This window comes from Streptomyces sp. NPDC090045 (assembly GCF_044747975.1).
Lineage (GTDB): Bacteria > Actinomycetota > Actinomycetes > Streptomycetales > Streptomycetaceae > Streptomyces.
The window spans coordinates 1-20,918 of sequence record NZ_JBIVFA010000002.1; the positions used below are offsets into that span (position 1 = coordinate 1).

Here is a 20,918-nt window from a genome sequence, read left to right on the forward strand (position 1 = left end):
GGGGACCCTGTGGGAGAGTAGGACGCCGCCGAACAATCATTGCGGGAAGCCCCGCACCAAACCTTTCGGGGTTCGGTGCGGGGCTTTTCTGCGTTTACGGCCCGCGAAGCTTTGCGCGAGACCGCATCACCAGTCGGCGGGATAGCTTTTGAGGCTGCTCGTGTCGAGCGTCCAGCGGCCGGCGGTGGGCCCTTCCGAGGGGGCGCTGTGCACCGTGACGGTCTTCTTGTCCTTGCGGGGGTCCACGACGACGGGTGGGTGCCCGGCCAACGTATCCAGTTCGACGGGGCGGTCCGGGAATCTTCTGCCGTTCGTCCGTTCACCAGCTCCGGGTTGCCGGGGACCTGAGCTGACGGCTCGTAAGGTTGGGGTATGGGCTATGACCTCGTCATCTTCGACAGCGACGGCGTGCTGGTGGACAGTGAGCCGCTCGCCAACAGCGTCCTCGCCGGCTACCTGACCGAGCTGGGGCACCCGACCACGTACGAGGAATCGCTCCGCGACTACATGGGGGCCGCCGTGCAGCGGGTGCACGAGCTCGTCCTCGAGCGGACCGGGGAGCGGCTGCCCGCGGACTTCGACGCGACGCTGGCCGCGCGGACCCTCGCCGCGTTCGAGCGGGAGCTGAAGCCGGTCGCCGGCATCGAGGAGGTGCTCGGGGCGCTGACCGCCAGCGGGGTCGGATACTGCCTGGCCTCCTCCGGGAGCCACGAGCGGATCAGGGCCGGGCACCTGGCGGCGGGGATCGACGGGTGGTTCGAGGAGGAGTGGATCTTCAGCTCCGAGGACGTGGGCCAGGGCAAGCCGGCGCCCGATCTGTTCCTGCACGCGGCACGGCAGATGGGCGTCGAGCCCGCCCGGTGCGTCGTCATCGAGGACAGCCCCCGCGGGATCCAGGCCGCCGTGGCCGCCGGGATGGACGTGTACGCGTACACCGCGATGCTGCCCGCGGACGAGCTGCCCGGTGCCACCGGCTACTTCGGGGACATGATGCAGGTCCCGCTGCTCCTCCAACTGCCTGTGTGATCGCTCTACCCACGGGTAGCCCCGCGCCCTACGCTGACGCGCCATGACGGATGATGTGCGGCTGCGGCGCGGCCGGGGCGCTCTGGGGTTCAGCTTCTTCGCGCAGGGCGTGGCCTTCGCGCTGCTCGTGACCCGGATCCCGGCCATCCAGGACCGGTACGGGATATCCGACGGGCTGCTGCCCGCCTTCCTCGCCGCCGTGCCGATCCTCGCCGGCGTGGCGAGCGTCGCCACCGAGCACCTGGTCAAGCGGGTTGCGCCCAGCGTCGTACTGCGGTGGGCGCAGCCCCTCGTGCTGTTGTCCCTGCTGGGCGTCGGGACCGGCAGCCAGATGTGGCACGTGGCGGTGGCCCTGGGGGCGTTCGGACTGTCGGTGGGTGCGCTGGACGCCTCGATGAACATGCTCGGGGTCAGCCTGCAGCGCGCGTACGGGCGCAGCATCATGCTCGGCTTCCACGCCGCGTACAGCCTCGGCGGGATCCTGGGTGCGTCGGCCGCGTGGGCGGGGGCGCACTGGCACCTGAGCCTGTTCACCGGTTATCTGCCGGCCGTCGTCGTGCTGGTGCCGCTCGTGCTGCTGCTGAGCCGGCGCTACGTGGACGGGACGGGCGCGGGGGAGGTGGAGGAGAAGGGGCTGGGCAGTGGCGGCTTCAAGCTGCTGTTGCCGCTGTGCCTGGTGATGGCGTGCGCGTACATCGGGGATTCGACGGTGGCGAACTGGAGTGCCAAGTACCTCCAGGACGTGCTCGGGAGCTCGGAGCAGACGGCGACGGTCCCCTACAACGTCTACATGGTGACCACCCTCATGGGGCGGGCCGTCGGGGACCTGGGCGTGCGCCGGTTCGGGGCCGCGGCCGTGGTGCGGGGCGGGACGCTGGTCGCCGCCGCCGGCTTCGCCGTCGTCGCGGCCGCGCCGGGTGCGGGGGTGGGGATGCTCGGCTTCACTCTGCTGGGGATCGGGCTGTGCGTGATCGTGCCGCAGACCTTCGCCGCCGCCGGGAGGCTCTTCCCCGGGAAGAGCTCCGACACGGCCATCGCCCGGCTCAACATCTTCAACTACGTCGGCTTCCTGATCGGGTCGCCGCTCGTCGGCGGGATCGGTGACGCCTGGAGCTACCGGGGCGCGATGCTGGTGCCGATGGCGTTGGTGCTGGTGACACTCTTCTACGCCCGCTCGTTCGGCTCAGACGGGGCCCGATACGGTGTCCGGCATGAGCGGCGAGCCGGTGCACGGGCTGTTGATGTGGGACGAGGCGGTAACGAGGTATGACTTCGGACCGAGCCATCCGATGGACCCGGTGCGCCTGGCGCTGACCATGGGCCTGGTGCGCGCCTTCGGCGTGGACCGGGCGATGGAGGTGCGGGCGGCGCCGGCGGCCGGGGACTCGACGCTGCGGCTGGTCCACCGGGAGGACTACGTGGCCGCGGTGCGCGAGGTGTCCGCGGACCCGGGGATCGCCGACGGCTCGTACGGGCTGGGCACCATGGACGATCCGGCCTTCCCCGGCATGCACGAGGCGTCGGCGCTGATCGCCGGGCAGTCCGTGGCGGGCGCGGAGGCGCTCTGGAGCGGGGAGGCCGAGCACGCGGTGAACTTCGCGGGCGGGCTGCACCACGCCATGCCGGGCGGGGCGGCCGGTTTCTGCGTCTACAACGACGCGTCGCTGGCGATCGCCCGGCTGCTGGAGCTGGGGGCCGAGCGGGTCGCCTACGTGGACGTGGACGTCCATCACGGGGACGGCGTGCAGGCGGCCTTCTGGGACGACCCGCGGGTGCTGACGATCTCGATGCACGAGCATCCGCGGACGCTGTTCCCGCAGACCGGCTGGCCGGAGGAGACCGGTGGGCCGGCCGCCGAGGGGTCGGCGGTGAACATCGCGCTGCCCGCCGGGACCGGGGACGAGGGGTGGCTGCGGGCCTTCCACGGAGTCGTGCCGGAGCTGCTGGCGGACTTCCGGCCGCAGGTGCTGGTGACCCAGCACGGGGCCGATACGCACTTCGAGGACCCCCTGGCCCACCTGGCGGTGTCCCTGGACGCCCAGCGGGCCGTCCAGGAGTCCTGTCACCGGCTCGCGCACGAGTACGCGGACGGCAGGTGGCTGGCGCTGGGCGGCGGCGGGTACGCGGTGGTGGACGTCGTACCGCGGTCGTGGACGCACCTGGTGGCGATCGCCGCGCACCGGCCGGTGGATCCGGAGTCGGCGGTCCCGGCGTCGTGGCGGGACGAGGTGTACGCGCGGACGCGGCAACTGGCGCCGGCCCGGATGACGGACGGGCGGACGCCGTCGTGGCGGGACTGGGAGGCGGGGTACGACCCGGCGGACCGCACGGATCAAGCCGTTCTCGCCACGCGGCGGGCGGTGTTCCCGCTGCGCGGAATGCTGACGTGACCCCTTCTGGGTGACCTTGCCGCATCGTTACGCCAACGGTGGGGCTGTTCCCCGGAATTGATGACCTGCCAGATGTGTTGGAGGCAGCATCGGAGGGTGTTGAGCACCGGCGCGCTGCGTGCGCATCTGCTGGCCGCCCGGTTGGCCGGGCCCGTCGCCACCTCCCGGGAGGAGAGCCTGCGCAGTTACCGGCTGTTCGCGGCGCGCGATCCGCGGGTGATGCTGGGGCTGGATCCGGAGTGGGGCTGGGGCGAGGGTGACCTGCTGAGGCTGATGGCGGACAAGTGCGGTGTCTCGGCGGACCCGGCGCACGTCAGCGGGCCGGACGTGATCGACCCGGAGCGGACGGTGGCCGCGCTGGAGGCCTTCGCGGGGCGGCTGCGGGAGGCGGTGCGGGCGCGGGCGCCCGTGCTGTTCGGGACCGGTCACCCGCATCGGCTCCTGGGCTTCTACGCCGGTTTGGCCGAGGCGATGTCGGCGGCGGGATGTGTTGTCCTCACTCCGGCGCAGGGGGTGAGTGTCGACATGGCGACCCGGTTCGGCGTACGCACGTACCGCATCGAATACGTACGGGGGGTCGCGCTGGTGCGGGAACCCGGCGTGCGGGTGCCGGGGAGTGCGACCGGCGTGCACACCCATTCACCCCTGCCGGTTCGGATCGCTCTGGGGGCCCTCGCGGAGGCCGGCGGGCCGCTGCCGGAGCTGGTCGTGGGGGACCACGGGTGGGTCTGCGGCGCAGGTCAGCTCGGTGTGGAGGCGATCGGGCTGGCGGACACGGACGATCCCGCGCTGTTCGTCGGGGAGGCCGAGGGGCGGGTCTCGGTGGCCGTTCCACTTGATGACGCGGTGCGAGCGGACTACTACCGACCGCTTACCCGCTACGTGCTCGGCCGGGCGAGTCTGAGGGGGCGGCAGGAGTGGCCGTAGCTCCTCTTCCCCACTCGTATCACGCGCCCCTACTCTGGGGAGTGAGCGTGCGACGACGAGGAGTAACCGGAGGGGAAGCCGGTGCCCGTCATGCGCGGAAGGTCAAGGTGTGTCATGGCTGCTGGCGAGAGGCCTCTCAGCGAGGTTCAGTTCCTGACCGTGGCGGAGGTTGCCTCGGTGATGCGAGTGTCGAAGATGACCGTGTACCGGCTGGTGCACAACGGTCATCTGCCCGCAATCCGGGTGGGCCGGTCCTTCCGGGTCCCCGAAAACGCGGTCCACGAGTACCTCCGAGAGTCCTATGTGGGGGTGGAGTCGGCCTGAGACTGACCCCGGCACGCCCTCGGATTACAAGCTCAGAGCTCGGGACGGTAGGCTAGGCCGACGTAGGTCGTGTGGGCCCCGACGCCCCGCACCGAATGAAGAGAAGTGAGCGAGGGTAGTCGTGGGCTCTGTTATCAAGAAGCGGCGCAAGCGGATGGCTAAGAAGAAGCACCGCAAGCTGCTCAAGCGCACCCGCGTCCAGCGCCGTAACAAGAAGTAAACGGCAGCTGTACGTGTTCTCCGCAGCCCCTCCACCATCCTGGTGGAGGGGCTGCGGTGCAGCCGGGGGACTTCTTCGAGGGAGGCGCTGAGCTCGTGGGGAAGGTCGTACTCGTCACCGGGGCAGCCCGGCAGTTGGGCGGCCGCTTCGTGCGCCGGATCCAGCGTGACCCGGAGGTCGAGCGGGTGATCGCGGTGGACGCGGTGACACCGCCGCACCGGCTCGGATCCGCTGAGTTCGTCCGTACGGACATCAGGCAGTCGGCGATCGCCCGTGTGCTCGCCGAGAACGCCGTGGACACGGTGGTCCACCTGGCGGTCACCGGGGGCGCCGCGGGCGCCGGCGGCGCGCGCAGCGCCGTCAAGGAAACGAACGTCATCGGGACGATGCAGCTCCTCGGGGCCTGCCAGAAGTCGCCCACGGTACGACGGCTCGTGGTGAAGTCCAGTACCAGCGTGTACGGGGGCACCTCCCGGGATCCGGCCGTCTTCACCGAGACCACCGAACCGAAATCGCTGCCCGCGGGCGGCTTCGCCAAGGACGCCGCCGAGGTCGAGGGCTACGTACGCGGCTTCGCGCGCAGGCGGCCGGACGTCGCGGTGTGCGTGCTGCGGTTCGCGAACATCCTGGGGCCCTTCGCGGACTCGGCCCTCGCCGAGTACTTCTCGATCCCTGTGATGCCGACCGTGCTGGGCTACGACCCGCGGCTGCAGTTCGTGCACGAGGACGACGTGCTCGAGGTCCTGCGGCTCGCCGCACAGGAGCCCAGGCGCGGGACGCTGAACAGCGGGACCTTCAACATCGCGGGTGACGGCGTGCTGCTGCTGTCGCAGTGTTCGCGGCGGCTGGGACGGCCCACGATGCCGCTGCTGCTGCCCGCGCTGACGTGGGTGGGTTCCGCGCTGCGGGCGGTCGGGGTCACCGACTTCTCGGCGGAGCAGATGAGGCTGCTCACGCACGGCCGGGTCGTGGAGACCACGCAGATGCGGGAGGTCCTCGGCTTCGAGCCGCTCTACACGACCGCCGAGACCTTCGCGGACTTCGCGCGGAGCCGGGGGAGCGGGCTGCTGCCGCCGGAGCGGGTCGGGCGGGCCGTGGACCGGATGGCGGCCATGCTGGGGGCGGACGGGCCCGATGTCGATGCCGACGCGGTTGAAGGAGCGAAGAGATAGTGGCGGACGCCAAGGTCATTCCGTTCGACGAGGACCGGTCGCGCCGGCGGATCCCCCGCCGGGTGCGTGCGCTGTCCCCCGCGGAGCCGCTGGAGCAGCCGCTCGCGCCCGAGCCGGCGCCCGAGCCGGCTCCGGCGGAGCCCGGTGACGGCTGGGACCGGCGGATCGCGGGCGGGCTGGCCTTCCTGCGGCGGCGGATCACCGGGGACTACGAGGTCGACGAGTTCGGCTACGACAAGGAACTGACGGACCAGGTCCTGATGTCCCTGATGCGGCCGCTGTACGACAAGTACTTCCGGGTCGAGGTCAGGGGCATCGAGAACATCCCCGCGGAGGGTGGCGCGCTGATCGTGGCCAACCACTCCGGGACGCTGCCGCTGGACGGCCTGATGCTCCAGGTCGCCGTGCACGACCGCCACCCGGCACAGCGTCACCTGCGGCTGCTGGCGGCGGACCTGGTGTTCATGCTGCCGGTGGTCAACGAGCTGGCCCGGAAGGCCGGGCACACCCTGGCGTGCGCGGAGGACGCGCAGCGGCTGCTGGAGGCCGGGGAACTCGTCGGTGTGATGCCGGAGGGCTTCAAGGGGATAGGGAAGCCGTTCGGGGACCGGTACAAGCTGCAGCGGTTCGGCCGGGGCGGGTTCGTGTCCACGGCGCTGCGGGCGGGGACGCCGATCGTGCCCTGCTCGATCGTGGGGGCGGAGGAGATCTACCCCATGGTCGGCAACGCGAAGACGCTGGCGCGGCTGCTGGGGGTCCCGTACTTCCCGATCACGCCGACGTTTCCGTGGCTGGGGCCGTTGGGGGCGGTGCCGTTGCCGACGAAGTGGACGATCCAGTTCGGCGAGCCGATTTCCACGGCGGGGTATGCGGCCGAGGCGGCGGAGGATCCGATGCTGATGTTCAACCTGACGGATCAGGTGCGGGAGCAGATTCAGCACACGCTGTACAAGCTGCTCGTGCAGCGGAGGTCCGTGTTCTTCTGACCCGCCGTTGCCGGGGCTCCGCCCCAGACCCTCCCCCAGACTCCGTCCGGGGGGACCCCCACGCCTCAAACGCCGGCGGGGCTGGATTGGTGAGGCGGGGCTGGAGTGTTCCAGCCCCGCCGTTTTGCTACTCCGCGTCCTCCGCGCCCAGGCCCAGGCCCGGGAGGATGCCCGGGAGGAGGGGCGGGAGGGTGATGTCCGGCCTGGGCTGCTCCGGGGTGCCCGAGGGGGGCGGGGCCGACTCTCCCGCCGGCGGGTTGAGCAGGTCGCCCGTACCGCCCAGGAGGCCGCCGCCGGCCGGTGGCCGGGTGCTGCCCGAGGGGGACGGCGCGGGGCTGCCCGAGGGCGTTCCCGCGGCCGGGGCGGACTGCTGTGTGCCGCTGGGGGTGCCCGGCTTGTGCGAGGAGCTGCCGGGGGGCGTGCCGGTGCCGCGGGTCTGCTCAGGTGGCTTGGGGAGCAGGCTCTGGAGCGGCGCCACGTCTTCGTCTATGGCCTGGAAGACCGACTCCACCTGACCGCCCACGTCCGTGAGCTGTGCCGGGAGCCTCTCGCGGAGCTTGCCCCACGCGTCGCGGTGGGAGCGGGAGAACGACGACAGCTTCTGGATCGGGCCGAGCGAGCCGTCCCGTTCGTACGCCGCCTGGAGGAGCCGGTGGCCCTCCTCCGCGTCGTGCTTCACGCCCGCCAGGGCGCGGCGGATCGCGCCCAGGGACTCGTGGTCCAGGTCGCCCAGCCGGCCCCGTTCCATCAGCCTGCGGGCTTCCGACAGACGGTTCGAGGCCTGGTCGAGGTAGAGCTCGCCCCGGTCCGCGTCGTCGTCGGCCATCCCCAGCTTCAGGTCCTCCATGCCCCGCTTCACGGGGTAGAGGTGGTCACCGGGCAGGGCGTCGGAACTGGCAGCGGCCACTCCGCTGAAGGCCCCTGCGGCCACACCCACGGTGAGGCCGCCCGCTGCGATGCCCTTGGACCAGCGGGAGCGGGGTCGCAATTTCCGGAGCGGGGTCGCCCGGTGGGCGCCGCGGCCGGTCCGCTGCTCGGGCACTTGAGGGTCTGAGGCGGCACCGCCCCCGGCCCTCTCTTCCAACACCATGGCCTCCATGGCGGCAACGAGCTGGGCTCGCTGCACCACCTTGACCTCGGGGTCCAGCACCGGGCGCGGCATTCTTTCGCCGAGCACGCTCGCCAGGGCCAACAACCGGTCGTGGTCGGCAGGTTCGGCAGGTGCCTCGGACTGCTCGGCCGCCGGGTCCGGTTCCGAAAGGTCGGACGGGGTCCGATCCTCCAGGGCCTGGGCGAAGGCGTACGCCCGCCGGTGCGGAGTCACGTTCGCGATCACTGGCGGCACCTCCTCTCGTCATGACGATCGACTCCCCAAGGGGTCCGGAAGGTTGCCTTCCTTGAGCACATCCACACTTTCGAGTGAGCGGCTTCGGGCAAGGCGTGTCCACAGGGAGTCTGCATTCCGCACAACGAGCGTCGCGGCACTTGGGTTACGGACGAAGGATGATCGGACCACAGCGTCATCGAGGGGTCACCGGATGTATGTGAGGTTGTGTTGATTTGTGAGGGGGTCAGCGGGCGTCGTCCGGGAGGAGACGGGCCAGGGTGCGGACCGCCCGGTACTGGAGCGTCTTGATGGCTCCTTCGTTCTTCCCCATGACCCGGGCCGTCTCGGCGACCGAGAGGCCCTGCAGGAAGCGCAGGGTCACGCACTCCTGCTGCTGCGGATTGAGCTTCCGCACGGCCTCCAGCAGCGCCGCGTTGGAGAGGGACTCCAGGACGGAGTCCTCGGGGCTGCGCTCGACCTCGTTGGCGTCGAGCATCTCTCCGGTGGTGACCTCCAGCCGGAAGCGGCTGGACTTGAAGTGGTCGGCCACCAGGTTGCGGGCGATCGTCACGAGCCAGGCGCCGAAGTCGCGGCCCTGCCAGGTGAAGGTGGAGATGCGGCGCAGCGCGCGCAGAAAGGTCTCGCTTGTGAGGTCCTCCGCGGTCGCCTTCCCTCCGACCCGGTAGTAGATGTAGCGGTAGACCGTGTCGCTGTACTGGTCGTAGAGGCGGCCGAAGGCATCGGCCTCGCCCGCCTGGGCTCGTTCGACCAGGTCCATCATGCGGGCCTGGTCGCTGTCCGCCGTGGGGCGGCGGGGGGTGGCCTGGGTGCTCGTGCCGGCTGCGCCGTTCGAGCCCCCGGCCGCGCGACCTCGTCTGCCCACCGTCGCGCCGCCGTCGGTCAGGGCGTAGCAAGGACCGGCCGGGCCGATACCGGCGGGGACCGCTGCGGCGAAGGCGGGGACGGTGTACGCGGTGGGGACGAAGCCGCGCAGGTGGTCGAGGACCGTCGCGCGCAGCTGAGCCAGGCCCGAGGCGTCAACCCCGACAGGTGGGTACACGGGACTCCCAGAGGCAGAGCTTCCATCACGTGCAGTGCGGGACCGTTCACCCGTCGTGGCGACAGATGGCCGGTGGCATGCGTTTGAGGAGAATAACGCTTCGTACAGGCAGTGCTACACCCAGTTGCTCAAATCACCGGTTCCGACACTTCTGTTGCGTGTCGAGGGCATATTCAGTCGCTGTTGGTGATCGATTCTTGATCACTTGGATACGCGGAATGGACGCTTCCAAGAGGCCCCGCGACCGGGTCGGGCAGCGCGGAGTGGAGCGCAGGGGGTGCGGGTAGAGGTGAGCGAATGCCCGGGGGCGCGCCGGGACCCGCCGCGCGCGGGGGGCGGCGGCGCCCGGGCCTGCCGTTGTTACTTGCGGCGGCGGTGCAGGGCGATGGCGGCGGCCGCGCCGCCCGCGATCGCGCCGACGCCGGCGGCCGCCGGGACGCCGACCTTCACGGCCTTGCGGCCGGTCCGGTAGTCGCGCAGCCGCCAGTCGTTGGTACGGGCATGCTTGCGCAGTTTTGTGTCCGGATTGATCGCGTACGGATGTCCGACCAGCGACAGCATCGGGATGTCGTTGTGCGAATCGCTGTACGCCGCGCAGCGCTCGAGGTCCAGCCCCTCGGCGGCGGCCAGGGCGCGGACCGCCTCGGCCTTGGCGGGGCCGTGCAGCGGCTCGCCGACCAGGCGGCCGGTGTAGACGCCGTCGACGGACTCGGCGACGGTGCCCAGGGCCCCGGTCAGGCCGAGCCGGCGGGCGATGATCGTGGCCGTCTCCACGGGGGCGGCGGTGACCAGCCACACCTTCTGGCCGGCGTCGAGGTGGGCCTGGGCCAGGGCGCGGGTGCCCGGCCAGATCCGCTCGGCCATGTACTCGTCGTAGATCTCCTCGCCGATGGCCATCAGCTCGGAGACCTTGTGGCCCTTGACGATGGACAGGGCGCTGTCGCGGGCGTCCTGCATGTGCTCGGGGTCCTCGACCCCGGCGAGCCGGAACCAGGCCTGCTGCCAGGCGAAGCGGGCGAGTTCGCGGCGCTGGAAGAACTCGCGCTTGTAGAGGCCGCGGCCGAAGTGGAAGATCGCGGCGCCCTGCATGACGGTGTTGTCGAGGTCGAAGAAGGCGGCGGCGAGGTCGTCACCGGCGACCGGGAACTCCGGCTCGGCCGGGGGCTCTTCCGGGGGCGCCTCGGGCGCGGGTGCCTCGGTCCCGGCCTCGGCCCCGGCTCCGGCCAGCGCCGTCTTGCGGGCGGCCTCCGCCGAGGCCTCGCCTGCCAGCACGCTCCGTGCGGTTGCGGAGCGTCTACGAGGGGTGAGCCATCCGAGAGCGGCCATGCGGCGAGCATAGCCACTGTGTTCGGTACTTCCCGAACCGATGGGAAACGGAGGCGTTAACACTTCGGGAGAATGAAGCCATGAGCCCTTTGTTGCGCCGTAAGGAAAAGAAGCGTCCCGGCGAGCGGATGGTGACGCTGGTCGGGAAGCCCGGGTGTCACCTGTGCGACGACGCCGAGGAGGTGGTCGCGAAGGTCTGCGCCGAGACCGGAGCGCAGTGGGAGAAGAAGGACATCTCGCAGGACGAGGAGCTCTACCGGCTGTACTGGGAGCAGATCCCGGTGGTGCTCGTCGACGGCGAGCAGCACACCTTCTGGAGGGTGAACCCGGACCGGCTCCGGCGGGCGTTGGAGGCCTGACCCTCTTCCCGGTTACCATCATGGGCGATTTGTGGGGTCTCGGGGGCGTATCTGTGAGGAGTGTGCACGGTTTTGCCCCCTTTGGGATTTGAACGGGTTCGGCGTGCGGCCGGTTCCGGGTTTCCACGCCGAGGTCGCGTGACCCCGGTCACTTTGCTCGGACAAAGCGGACACAATCTTTGTGCACGCGTTCACAAAGGCATAGCCTGCTGTCGACGGGGCGGTCTTGGGACAAGTGACCGCCTGCAGCCCCGCTCATCCCGCAGGAGCATCGTGGCAACTGGCCGAACTCACCGACCGGCGACCCGCAGCCGAGGTATTCCCGAGGCCACTGTCGCCCGGCTTCCGCTGTACTTGCGTGCCCTCACCGCGCTCTCCGAGCGATCGGTGCCCACGGTGTCCTCCGAGGAGCTCGCAGCCGCCGCCGGAGTCAACTCCGCGAAGCTGCGCAAGGACTTCTCGTACCTCGGTTCCTACGGGACGCGCGGCGTCGGCTACGACGTCGAGTACCTCGTCTACCAGATCTCCCGCGAGCTCGGCCTGACCCAGGACTGGCCGGTCGTCATCGTCGGCATCGGTAACCTCGGCGCCGCGCTCGCCAACTACGGCGGATTCTCCGCGCGCGGCTTCCGCGTCGCGGCCCTCATCGACGCGGACCCGGCGATGGCCGGCAAGCCGGTCGCGGGCATGGCCGTGCAGCACACCGATGATCTGGAGAAGATCATCGAGGAGAACGGCGTCTCGATCGGCGTCATCGCCACGCCCGCCGGCGCCGCCCAGCAGGTCAGCGAGCGCCTGATCGCGGCCGGGGTCACCTCCATCCTGAACTTCGCGCCGACCGTGCTGTCCGTGCCCGACGGCGTGGACGTGCGCAAGGTCGACCTCTCCATCGAGCTCCAGATCCTCGCCTTCCACGAGCAGCGCAAGGCCGGCGAGGAAGCGGCCGCCGCTGCCGCAGGCGGCTCCTCCGTGGGCGGCGCCGCCCCCGCCGCGGCCGTCGTGCCGCCGGCCGGCCGCGCGGCCGCCGAGGCGCGCAAGGGCAACCCCGACGGTGACCACCCGGCGGTGATGCCGGCATGAGTCTGCTCGTCGTAGGGCTGAGCCACCGCAGCGCACCCGTGAGCGTCCTGGAGCGGGCCTCGCTGTCCGCGGACGCCAAGATCAAGCTGCTGCACGACACCCTCGCCGCGGAACCCGCGGCGGAGGCGGCGGTGCTCGCCACCTGCAACCGGATCGAGCTGTACGCCGACGTGGACAAGTTCCACGCCGGTGTGGCCGAGCTGTCCACGCTGCTGGCCCAGCACAGCGGAGTGGCCCTGGAAGAGCTCACCCCGTACCTCTACGTGCACTACGAGGACCGCGCGGTGCACCACCTGTTCTCGGTGGCGTGCGGGCTGGACTCGATGGTCGTGGGCGAGGGGCAGATCCTCGGCCAGATCAAGGACGCGCTGGCGCTGGGGCAGGAGCTGCACACCGCCGGCCGGCTGATCAACGACCTGTTCCAGCAGGCGCTGCGGGTCGGCAAGCGGGCGCACTCGGAGACCGGGATCGACCGCGCGGGCCAGTCGCTGGTCACCTTCGGGCTGGAGCAGCTGGCCGTGCGGGTTCCCGTCGGGGAGTGGGCCGCGGGGAAGCGGGCGCTGGTGATCGGCGCCGGGTCGATGTCCTCGCTGGCGGCGGCGACGCTGGCGCGGGTCGGGGTCGCGGAGATCGTCGTGGCGAACCGGACCGCGGAGCGGGCGGAGCGGCTTGCGGAGATTCTGGTTGCCTCGGGCACCGGGGTCTCGGCCGTGGCCGTGCCCATGGCTCGGGTCGCCGATGAGCTGACACGAGTCGATGTGGTGGTGTCCTGCACCGGGGCCACGGGGCTTGTGCTGACCGCCGATGACGTGCTGGCCGCCGTGTCCTGGGGCTCCGCCCCAGACCCCGCGCCTCAAACGCCGGCGGGGCTGGATGTGCCGGCCGGGCTGGATGTGCCGGCGGGGCTGGGATCGGTGGATGCGGCCGTCATTGCGCGGCTCGTCGACGCTGCCCGGGACGGGGGGCGGCTGGCCGATGCCGGGGCTGCTCGGACCATCAGTGCCGCTGTTGAGGCCGACGGGTGTCCTGTCGGGCCGGACGGGCGGGCGGCGCTGACCGGGGTCGACGCCAACTCCCTCGAACTGCACGGGACCTGGGCCGACCAGGGCGAGGCCGCCGCGCAGCGGCAGCCGCGCAGGAGCGCCCGTACGCAGACCGACGCGACGGCCGTCCGGCTCGCGCTGCTCGACCTGGCCATGCCCCGGGACATCGATGCCGCCGTGCACCGGATCCCCGGCGTGCGGCTCGTCGACATCGAAAGCCTGGCCGAGGCGTCCGCGGACGCCCCGATGGCGGCCGACGTGGACGCCGTACGCGGCATAGTCGCGGAGGAAGTGGCCGCCTTCGGGGCCGCACAGCGGGCCGCGCACATCACGCCCACCGTCGTCGCCCTGCGCGCCATGGCGGCCGAGGTCGTGGCCATGGAAGTGGCGCGGCTCGACGGGCGGGTGCCCGACCTCGACGAACGGCAGCGCGCCGAGGTGACCCAGACCGTGCGCCGCGTCGTGGACAAGCTCCTCCACGCGCCGACCGTGCGCGTCAAGCAGCTCGCCAGCGAGCCCGGCGGCGCCGGGTACGCGGAGGCGCTGCGCGAACTCTTCGACCTCGACCCTCAGACGGTTGCTTCCGTCAGCCGGGCGGACGCGGCCGATCCGATGAACGACGACGACCCAGGACGGGCATCATGAACACACGTCCCGACCAGCCGCTGCGGCTCGGTACGCGGCGGAGCAAGCTGGCCATGTCCCAGTCGGGGCACGTCGCCGACGCGGTACGGGCGCTCACCGGCCGGCCCGTCGAGCTCGTGGAGATCACGACCTACGGCGACGTCTCGCGCGAGCACCTCGCGCAGATCGGCGGGACGGGCGTGTTCGTCACCGCCCTGCGCGACGCGCTGCTGCGGGGCGAGGTCGACTTCGCCGTGCACTCGCTGAAGGACCTGCCGACCGCGCAGCCCGACGACCTCGTGATCGCGGCCATGCCGCGCCGCGAGGACGCGCGGGACGCGCTCGTCGCGCGGGACGGCCTGACCTTCGAGCAGCTGCCCGACGGTGCCCGCATCGGCACCGGCTCGCCGCGGCGCACGGCCCAGCTCAACCACCTGGCGCTGTCGCTCGGCAAGCGGATCGAGACGGTGCCCATCCGCGGCAACGTCGACACCCGGATCGGCTTCGTCCGCGACGGCGAGCTCGACGCCGTCGTGCTCGCGGCCGCCGGCCTCAACCGGATCGGTCGCGGTGACGAGGCGACCGACCTGCTCTCCGTCGACAACGTCCTGCCGGCCCCCGGCCAGGGCGCCCTGGCCGTGGAGTGCCTCGCGTCCGATACGGACCTCATCGCCGCGCTCGGCGAACTCGACGACCCGTTCACCCGGGCCGCCGTGACCGCCGAGCGTTCTCTGCTCGCCGCCCTGGAGGCCGGCTGCAGCGCACCCGTGGGCGCGTTCGCCGATCTTCTGGCCGACGGTCAGACTGCCAATGAAATGCGCCTGCGCGGCGTCGTCGGAACCCTCGACGGCTCGACGCTGGTGCAGCTGTCCACCACCGGTCCCGTGCCCCAGTCGTACGACGAGGCCATGGCTCTCGGCCGCGAACTCGCGGACGAGATGCTGGCCAAGGGCGCGGCCGGTCTGATGGGGGAGCGATCGCTTTGAACCCCTCAAGTCCGACCACCTCCGCTTTTCCGGCCGTCGCCGCCCACGGACGCGTCACCTTCCTCGGTGCCGGCCCCGGCGACCCGGGTCTGCTGACGCTGCGCGCCGTCGAGGCGCTCGCCGCCGCGGACGTACTGATCGCGGAGCCCGAGGTGCTCGAGGTCGTACGGACGCATGCGCGCGCGAATGTCGACACGCCGCAGCTGACGATCGCTGACGAAGTGTCAGCAGCCGCCGGTGTCCCCGTGATCCGGGACGCGGCCAATCTTGTCATGGAGGCCGCACGCTCCGGCAGGCGGGTCGTACGTGCCGTCACGGGCGACCCCGGGCTCGACGGCAACGCGGCCGAGGAGATGCTCGTCTGCGCCACCGCCGGCATTCCCTTCGAGGTGGTGCCCGGAGTCGCGACCGCGGTGGGCGTGCCCGCGTACGCCGGTGTCCCACTGCGTGACAAGCAGGGCGCCGACGTCCGGTTCGTCGACGCGAAGACCGCCTCGGCGCGCTGCTGGAGCGAGGTCGGCGCGAGCGACGGGATCCTCGTCGTCTCCGCGACGCTGGAGACCGTCTCGGCGGCCGCCGCCGAGCTGGTGGGCGCCGGGCGCAAGCCCGACACCCCGCTCACGGTGACCGTCGCCGGCACCACCACGCGGCAGCGCACCTGGTCCGCGACGCTGGGCACGATCGCCCAGGTGTTCAAGCAGGGCAAGGTGCTCCCCTCGCCCGAGGGCGGCCGGCCCGTCATAGCCGTGGTCGGTGAGCACAGCGCCGCCGCGCGGCGCGAGGACCTGGCCTGGTTCGAGTCGAAGCCGCTGTTCGGCTGGCGGGTCCTCGTACCGCGCACCAAGGAGCAGGCCGCCTCGCTCTCCGACCAGCTGCGTTCGTACGGCGCGGTACCGCACGAGGTGCCGACCATCGCCGTGGAGCCGCCGCGCACCCCGCAGCAGATGGAGCGCGCGGTGAAGGGCCTGGTGACGGGCCGGTACGAGTGGATCGCTTTCACGAGCGTGAACGCCGTGAAGGCGGTGCGGGAGAAGTTCGAGGAGTACGGGCTCGACGCGCGCGCCTTCGCGGGCATCAAGGTCGCCGCGGTGGGCGAGCAGACCGCGGCCGCGCTCGTGGAGTTCGGCGTGAAGCCGGACCTGGTGCCGAGCGGCGAGCAGTCCGCGGCCGGGCTGCTGGAGGACTGGCCGCCGTACGACCCGGTCTTCGACCCGATCGACCGCGTGTTCCTGCCGCGGGCCGACATCGCGACCGAGACGCTGGTCGCCGGGCTGATCGAGCTCGGGTGGGAGGTCGACGACGTCACCGCCTACCGGACCGTGCGCGCGTCGCCGCCGCCGGCGGACACGCGCGAGGCGATCAAGGGCGGCGGCTTCGACGCCGTGCTCTTCACGTCGAGCTCCACCGTGCGGAACCTGGTCGGCATCGCCGGGAAGCCGCACAACGTGACCGTGATCGCGTGTATCGGGCCGGCGACGGCCAAGACGGCGGAGGAGCACGGGCTGCGGGTGGACGTGCTGTCCCCGGAGCCGAGTGTCGGCAAGCTGGCGGAGGCGTTGGCCGAGTACGGTGCGGCGCGCCGCGAGGCGGCGAAGGAGGCCGGCGAGACGGTGTTCCGGCCGAGCGAGCGCCGGCCGGGGGCGCGGCGGCGGCGTACCACGTAGTGGTGGGCTGAGCAGTACGAGGGCGGGGTTCGGCGCTGGTGCGTCGGGCCCCGCCCTTGTTTTGGCCGGGGGCGGTCGGTGCGGCCTGGGCCGGGCCGGTTGGCTGCGCCGCTCGGGCGGGGTCGGCGGGGGCCGGTGTACGAGATGGCCGCGCCGCTCGGGCCGGGGGCGGTCGGTGCGGCTTGGGCCGGGTGTGTTCCGGGGCGTCTCCTCGGGCGTCGAACGTGTCGGGGGGTCGGCGGGCCGGGGCACCTTGCGTTCGACGCCCTGCGGGGAGCGCCCCTGCACACACCCGTCCCCTGCCCAACCGGCAAACTTCAGCCTCGCCGCACCAATCCAGCCTCGCCGGCGTTTGAGGCGCGGGGTGCGGGGCGGAGCCCCGATCTTTGAGCCGCACCATCCAGCCTCGCCGCACTGTTCCAGCGCCTCCGGCGTTTGAGGAGTGGGGGGTCCCCCCGGACGGAGTCTGGGGGAGGGTGAGGGGCGGAGCCCCGGTCTTTGAGGCGCGCCAACCCGCCCCGCCGGAGCCGCAATTCGGTTGTGGCCGGGCCGGGCCTGGGGAGGATCGCGGCCGGACGAAGGGGTGGGGATGACGGGACTGGCGGATCCGGACGCCGATGGGCTGACGGCGCTCTGCGCGGCGGTGGAGGCGTTCGCGCACGAGGTGGCCGAGGCCTTGGTGGAGGGCGGCGCGGACCCGCACCGGCGGCTGCCGGACGGTACGACCCCGCTGCTGCGGGCCGTCGAGGGTGGCTCCCCGGCGATGGTCTCGGCGGTCAACCGCGGGGTGCTGCGGTTGCCGCAGGAACAGCGGGAGCGGCTGCTCGCCACGGCCCGGCACTGGTACGAGGCGGGCGCGGAGGCGGAACTGCGCCGCCGGACGGGCGCGCAGGGCCCGGCCCGCACCGGGCGCGTGCAGGAAGGCGAGTACCTCCACGTCGGGACGGTCACGCTCGGCGGGCGGACCGTTCGGGCCGGGCACGGAGCGGTCCTCACCGAGCTGGAGCAGGAGTTGCGGATCCTGACGCCGGTGGAGGAGCTGGTGGCTCGTGCGGTGCGGCACTCGGAGGACCACGTCGACTGGTCGGCGTCCTGCTGGGCCCTGGCCTGCCGGCGCAGCCCCGAGACGTGGTCGCAGGTGGTGGCGTTCCACCGGCACCCCTCGCGCGTGCACCGCGCCTTCGTCCTCGACTTCCTCGGCTACGGGTTCATGCAAGCGGGCCTGAGCCTGCACTCGCGCTGGTACGAGCGGGAGCGGGGCCGGCTGCTCGCTTCGTGGGCGCGGACGGAGACCGACGGCGGTGTCCTGGCCGGCCTGCTCGCGCTCATGTCCCGCGAGGAGGTCCCGGGCGCGCCGGACATCGCGCTGGGGCACGCGGGGCATCCGGATCCGCGGGTGCGCCGGGAGGTGCCCGGCCTCTTCGACCCGCCGTGGACCGGCGGCGCCGCCCAGGCCCTGCGTGTCCTCGCAGGCGACCCGGAACCGGAGGTGCGGGCCGCCGCCGCAGGCGCACTGGGCCGGGAGGTGTGGTCGGGGGAGGACCGGGAGTTGCTGGTGTCCCTGTTCGGGGACCCGGACCCGCAGGTGCGGAGCGCGGCCTCCTATGCCGTGGCCTCGGGCCGCGACCGTTCACCGGCCGGCACCGAGGCCCTGTTCGGACTCCTCGCCTCGGACGAGCAGGTGCTGCGCCTCCACGGGGCGTTCGGGCTCGCCCTGCGGGACGACCCGCGCACGCCCGAGGCGTACGGGCGGGTGGGGCCGCGGGGCCGGGAGCACGAGGACGACCACCGCTGGGACGGCCTGTGGCGGTGGCGCATGCGAAACGAGCGGAGCGGGTGACGCCGCCGCCCCGCGCGGACGCGTCCCGGGCGGGCTCTAGGCTGGGGGCGACTGCTGTCGATGCTCGAAGAGGCGACTGGAACATGAGCACGTACGGATCCTTCCCCGGCTCGCGGCCCCGCCGGCTGCGCACCACCCCGGCGATGCGGCGGATGGTCGCGGAGAACCGGCTGCACCCCTCGGACCTGATCCTCCCCGCGTTCGTACGGGAGGGCATCAGCGAGCCCCTGGCGATCTCCGCGATGCCGGGCGTCGTCCAGCACACCCGGGACACGCTGCGGAAGGCCGCCGTGGAGGCGGTCGAGGCAGGGGTCGCGGGGATCATGCTGTTCGGTGTGCCGGCCGACGAGAACAAGGACGCGCTGGGCACGGCGGGCACCGAGCCGGACGGGATCCTGCAGGTCGCGATCCGTGATGTGAAGGCCGAGGTGGGGGACGATCTGGTGATCATGTCCGACCTGTGTCTCGACGAGTACACGGATCACGGGCACTGTGGCGTACTGGACGAGCACGGGCGTGTCGACAACGACGCGACGCTGGAGCGGTACGCCGAGATGGCGCAGGTCCAGGCGGACGCGGGCGTCCACGTGGTCGGACCCAGCGGGATGATGGACGGCCAGGTCGGCGTCATCCGCGACGCGCTGGACGAGACCGGGCACGAGGACGTCTCGATCCTGGCGTACACGGCGAAGTACTCGTCCGCCTTCTACGGTCCCTTCCGGGAGGCCGTGGCCTCGTCGTTGCAGGGTGACCGCAAGACCTACCAGCAGGACCCGGCGAACGCGCGGGAGTCCCTGCGGGAGCTCGCCCTCGACCTGGAGGAGGGCGCCGACATGGTGATGGTCAAGCCGGCCGGTCCCTACCTCGACATCCTGTACCGGGTCGCGCAGGAGGTCGACGTACCGGTGGCGGCGTACCAGATCAGCGGCGAGTTCGCGATGATCGAGGCGGCCGCGGAGAAGGGCTGGATCGAGCGGGACCGGGCCATCCTGGAGACCCTGCTGGGCATCAAGCGCGCGGGCGCGGACACGATCCTCACCTACTGGGCGACCGAGGTCGCCGGCTGGCTGCGCAACGCCTGACCCGCTCTCTACGGCCAGTCGACGAGGCCGTGGAAGACGATGAAGTCGAGGACGACGGCGGCCGGAGCGGCCACCGAGAACCACACCCTGGCGGCGGCGTGACGCCGCTGCCAGGGCAGCGCCCACGCGGCGAGCAGCAGGACCAGGACCACGGCCAGGCCGGACCCGAACACCGGGAAGGCGATGCCGTAGGAGGCGTCGAACCGGTCGCTCGCCGCGTCACCGCAGGAGTCGCAGGCCATCGGGGACATCCCGACGAAGAAGAACGCGACGGCCGCGAGCGGCAGCGTGAGCAGGGTGGAGACGAGCGGCGCGACGAACGCGCGGGGGTGGCGGGCGGTGTCCGGGGTCATGGGTCCAGTGAACTCCGCGAGAAGATCCCGAACATGAGTGCGCGTACTCAGGTGAAGGGGCCGCTGACCTGTGAACCTCGTAGGCGTACGTGCGTATGTGGCACGGCAGTGCCAACGAGGGGTGGACATCACGGACGGCGATCTCAAGGTCCAGGAGTGCTGGGAATCCGCGGTGCAGCACCTGTACGAGGACGGGTTCGTGTTCATCGCCACCGGTCCGCGCAAGCACGAGGACTGGCCGGCCGACGTGCTCGCCGTCATGGAACGCGCCGTCCCCGATCCGCGCGGCTGGGTCGGGCTCGACGACACCGCGAACGAGCGCTCCCCGGAACACCCCGCCGTCCCGTTCTGCCGCCCGTCGTTCAGGGACGATCCGGCCCGCCCGCTCACGCCGGCCGACGTCGGGGAACGGATGCACGAGATCGACCGTGCGAGCGCCGAGAACCTCCTGCTCGCCCTCACCGACGGCGGCTGCAGACTGCGGAACCTCGAACGGTTCACCGAGAGCTTCGACGAGCTGCAGGACATGGCCCGCACCGTCCTCGCCCGCTACGGGGACGCGTTCACCTGCTACACCAACGTCAGCTCTGTCGGGCACGTCGGCACGCTGGAGTTCGGGGGCACATCCATCGGCTGGATGCCGATGACCTACTACGGGGAGGACTGCGGCCTGGTCGTGGTCTCCGAGACCGAGGTCGGGCTGTTCTGGGCCTTCGACGACGTCTGAGTGAAGAGCCCGTCGGCCGGGTGCAGCCGGCCTACGGAGCGCCGCCGGCGCCCGGCTCGCGCCGCATCCGCCGCGGGCGCACCCTGGAGGGAAGGGTGACCCCCTGGAGGTGATGCACCATGTCCACGCTGGTCGGGTGGCATGTGGAGCTCGAATTCACCGAGGAGGGCCACCGCACCAGTGCGGCGGCCCTGGTCAGACTCGGGGACGGCTCCGAGATCAGGGCGCGGGGCTATGCCCTGCGTCACCCCTCCGACCCGGAGCAGCTGAGGGTCGGGGAAGAGATCGCGGGCGCTCGCGCGCTCATGGATCTCGCGTCGCAGATGCTGCAGAAGGCCCACGCCGAGATCGACGAGGCGACGGGCCGGCACTCCTATCCGCTCAACCGTTGAGCGGGTACGC

At 71.8% G+C, this 20,918-nt stretch carries 22 protein-coding genes; 17 read left to right on the top strand and 5 right to left on the bottom strand.

The genetic code is table 11. The annotated features are described in order from the left end of the window. Positions 1–126: 126 nt before the first annotated feature. On the bottom strand, positions 127–270 hold the full coding sequence (locus ACIPYQ_RS04850) for a hypothetical protein (RefSeq protein ID WP_401246140.1): 144 nt from the start codon (positions 268–270) through the stop codon (positions 127–129). Between the two features lie 102 nt (positions 271–372). Between ACIPYQ_RS04850 and ACIPYQ_RS04855 the strand changes: the two genes are divergently transcribed. The 8 genes from ACIPYQ_RS04855 (at position 373) to ACIPYQ_RS04890 (ending at position 7,045) form a co-directional block, all read left to right on the top strand. Beyond that, positions 373–1,026 carry an HAD family hydrolase gene (locus tag ACIPYQ_RS04855; protein ID WP_361770923.1) on the top strand — a complete coding sequence of 218 codons (654 nt, stop codon included), beginning with the start codon at positions 373–375 and terminating at the stop codon, positions 1,024–1,026. 43 nt (positions 1,027–1,069) lie between these two features. Then, on the top strand, positions 1,070–2,296 hold the full coding sequence (locus ACIPYQ_RS04860; protein WP_401246142.1) for an MFS transporter: 1,227 nt from the start codon (positions 1,070–1,072) through the stop codon (positions 2,294–2,296). Next, the gene (locus ACIPYQ_RS04865) at positions 2,268–3,416 is read left to right on the top strand and encodes an acetoin utilization protein AcuC (RefSeq protein ID WP_401247643.1); all 1,149 of its coding nucleotides are present in this window, start codon (positions 2,268–2,270) and stop codon (positions 3,414–3,416) included. The genes ACIPYQ_RS04860 and ACIPYQ_RS04865 overlap by 29 nt, the downstream gene beginning before the upstream one ends. Positions 3,417–3,512: 96 nt before the next feature. Beyond that, positions 3,513–4,343 (top strand): phosphatase, encoded by an 831-nt coding sequence (locus tag ACIPYQ_RS04870; protein WP_401246145.1) that lies wholly within the window; start codon positions 3,513–3,515, stop codon positions 4,341–4,343. 114 nt (positions 4,344–4,457) lie between these two features. Next, positions 4,458–4,667 (top strand): helix-turn-helix domain-containing protein, encoded by a 210-nt coding sequence (locus ACIPYQ_RS04875; protein ID WP_008738568.1) that lies wholly within the window; start codon positions 4,458–4,460, stop codon positions 4,665–4,667. A gap of 121 nt (positions 4,668–4,788) precedes the next feature. Continuing rightward, positions 4,789–4,887 carry a 30S ribosomal protein bS22 gene (locus ACIPYQ_RS04880; RefSeq protein ID WP_003948845.1) on the top strand — a complete coding sequence of 33 codons (99 nt, stop codon included), beginning with the start codon at positions 4,789–4,791 and terminating at the stop codon, positions 4,885–4,887. Positions 4,888–4,982: 95 nt separating this feature from the next. Continuing rightward, on the top strand, positions 4,983–6,059 hold the full coding sequence (locus ACIPYQ_RS04885) for an NAD-dependent epimerase/dehydratase family protein (protein WP_401246148.1): 1,077 nt from the start codon (positions 4,983–4,985) through the stop codon (positions 6,057–6,059). Continuing rightward, positions 6,059–7,045 carry a lysophospholipid acyltransferase family protein gene (locus tag ACIPYQ_RS04890; protein WP_401246151.1) on the top strand — a complete coding sequence of 329 codons (987 nt, stop codon included), beginning with the start codon at positions 6,059–6,061 and terminating at the stop codon, positions 7,043–7,045. Before ACIPYQ_RS04885 ends, ACIPYQ_RS04890 begins: the two co-directional genes overlap by 1 nt. A 127-nt stretch (positions 7,046–7,172) precedes the next feature. Here the strand turns inward: ACIPYQ_RS04890 and ACIPYQ_RS04895 are convergent, their stop codons facing one another. The 3 genes from ACIPYQ_RS04895 to ACIPYQ_RS04905 form a co-directional block, all read right to left on the bottom strand. Next, positions 7,173–8,381 (bottom strand): DUF5667 domain-containing protein, encoded by a 1,209-nt coding sequence (locus ACIPYQ_RS04895; protein ID WP_401246154.1) that lies wholly within the window; start codon positions 8,379–8,381, stop codon positions 7,173–7,175. Positions 8,382–8,616: 235 nt separating this feature from the next. Beyond that, positions 8,617–9,432, bottom strand: coding sequence for an ECF subfamily RNA polymerase sigma factor, BldN family (locus tag ACIPYQ_RS04900; RefSeq protein ID WP_361768711.1), 816 nt, complete (start codon positions 9,430–9,432; stop codon positions 8,617–8,619). Between the two features lie 360 nt (positions 9,433–9,792). Further along, complete coding sequence (locus ACIPYQ_RS04905) at positions 9,793–10,758, bottom strand: HAD family hydrolase (RefSeq protein WP_401246158.1); 966 nt, start codon at positions 10,756–10,758, stop codon at positions 9,793–9,795. 80 nt (positions 10,759–10,838) lie between these two features. On the opposite strand from ACIPYQ_RS04905, the gene ACIPYQ_RS04910 reads away from it, so the two are divergent. From ACIPYQ_RS04910 to hemB, 7 genes are all read left to right on the top strand, one after another. Further along, the gene (locus ACIPYQ_RS04910) at positions 10,839–11,117 is read left to right on the top strand and encodes a glutaredoxin family protein (protein WP_361768707.1); all 279 of its coding nucleotides are present in this window, start codon (positions 10,839–10,841) and stop codon (positions 11,115–11,117) included. 273 nt (positions 11,118–11,390) lie between these two features. Continuing rightward, on the top strand, positions 11,391–12,197 hold the full coding sequence (locus ACIPYQ_RS04915; RefSeq protein ID WP_401246161.1) for a redox-sensing transcriptional repressor Rex: 807 nt from the start codon (positions 11,391–11,393) through the stop codon (positions 12,195–12,197). Next, positions 12,194–13,885 (top strand): glutamyl-tRNA reductase, encoded by a 1,692-nt coding sequence (locus tag ACIPYQ_RS04920; RefSeq protein WP_401246164.1) that lies wholly within the window; start codon positions 12,194–12,196, stop codon positions 13,883–13,885. The genes ACIPYQ_RS04915 and ACIPYQ_RS04920 overlap by 4 nt, the downstream gene beginning before the upstream one ends. After that, the gene (gene hemC, locus ACIPYQ_RS04925; RefSeq protein ID WP_361768701.1) at positions 13,882–14,850 is read left to right on the top strand and encodes a hydroxymethylbilane synthase; all 969 of its coding nucleotides are present in this window, start codon (positions 13,882–13,884) and stop codon (positions 14,848–14,850) included. Before ACIPYQ_RS04920 ends, hemC begins: the two co-directional genes overlap by 4 nt. Continuing rightward, complete coding sequence (locus ACIPYQ_RS04930; RefSeq protein WP_401246168.1) at positions 14,847–16,514, top strand: uroporphyrinogen-III synthase; 1,668 nt, start codon at positions 14,847–14,849, stop codon at positions 16,512–16,514. Before hemC ends, ACIPYQ_RS04930 begins: the two co-directional genes overlap by 4 nt. A 589-nt stretch (positions 16,515–17,103) precedes the next feature. Continuing rightward, positions 17,104–18,354, top strand: a complete 1,251-nt coding sequence (locus ACIPYQ_RS04935; protein ID WP_401246171.1) for a HEAT repeat domain-containing protein — start codon at positions 17,104–17,106, stop codon at positions 18,352–18,354. A gap of 83 nt (positions 18,355–18,437) precedes the next feature. Next, complete coding sequence (hemB, locus tag ACIPYQ_RS04940) at positions 18,438–19,436, top strand: porphobilinogen synthase (RefSeq protein WP_383574896.1); 999 nt, start codon at positions 18,438–18,440, stop codon at positions 19,434–19,436. Between the two features lie 8 nt (positions 19,437–19,444). Here the strand turns inward: hemB and ACIPYQ_RS04945 are convergent, their stop codons facing one another. After that, positions 19,445–19,789, bottom strand: a complete 345-nt coding sequence (locus tag ACIPYQ_RS04945; RefSeq protein WP_361768693.1) for a hypothetical protein — start codon at positions 19,787–19,789, stop codon at positions 19,445–19,447. Positions 19,790–19,910: 121 nt separating this feature from the next. Between ACIPYQ_RS04945 and ACIPYQ_RS04950 the strand changes: the two genes are divergently transcribed. Beyond that, entirely contained in the window at positions 19,911–20,516 is a 606-nt protein-coding gene (locus tag ACIPYQ_RS04950; protein ID WP_401246173.1) for a hypothetical protein, read from the top strand. A gap of 119 nt (positions 20,517–20,635) precedes the next feature. Then, the gene (locus ACIPYQ_RS04955) at positions 20,636–20,908 is read left to right on the top strand and encodes a DUF1876 domain-containing protein (RefSeq protein WP_401246176.1); all 273 of its coding nucleotides are present in this window, start codon (positions 20,636–20,638) and stop codon (positions 20,906–20,908) included. Positions 20,909–20,918 lie beyond the last annotated feature (10 nt).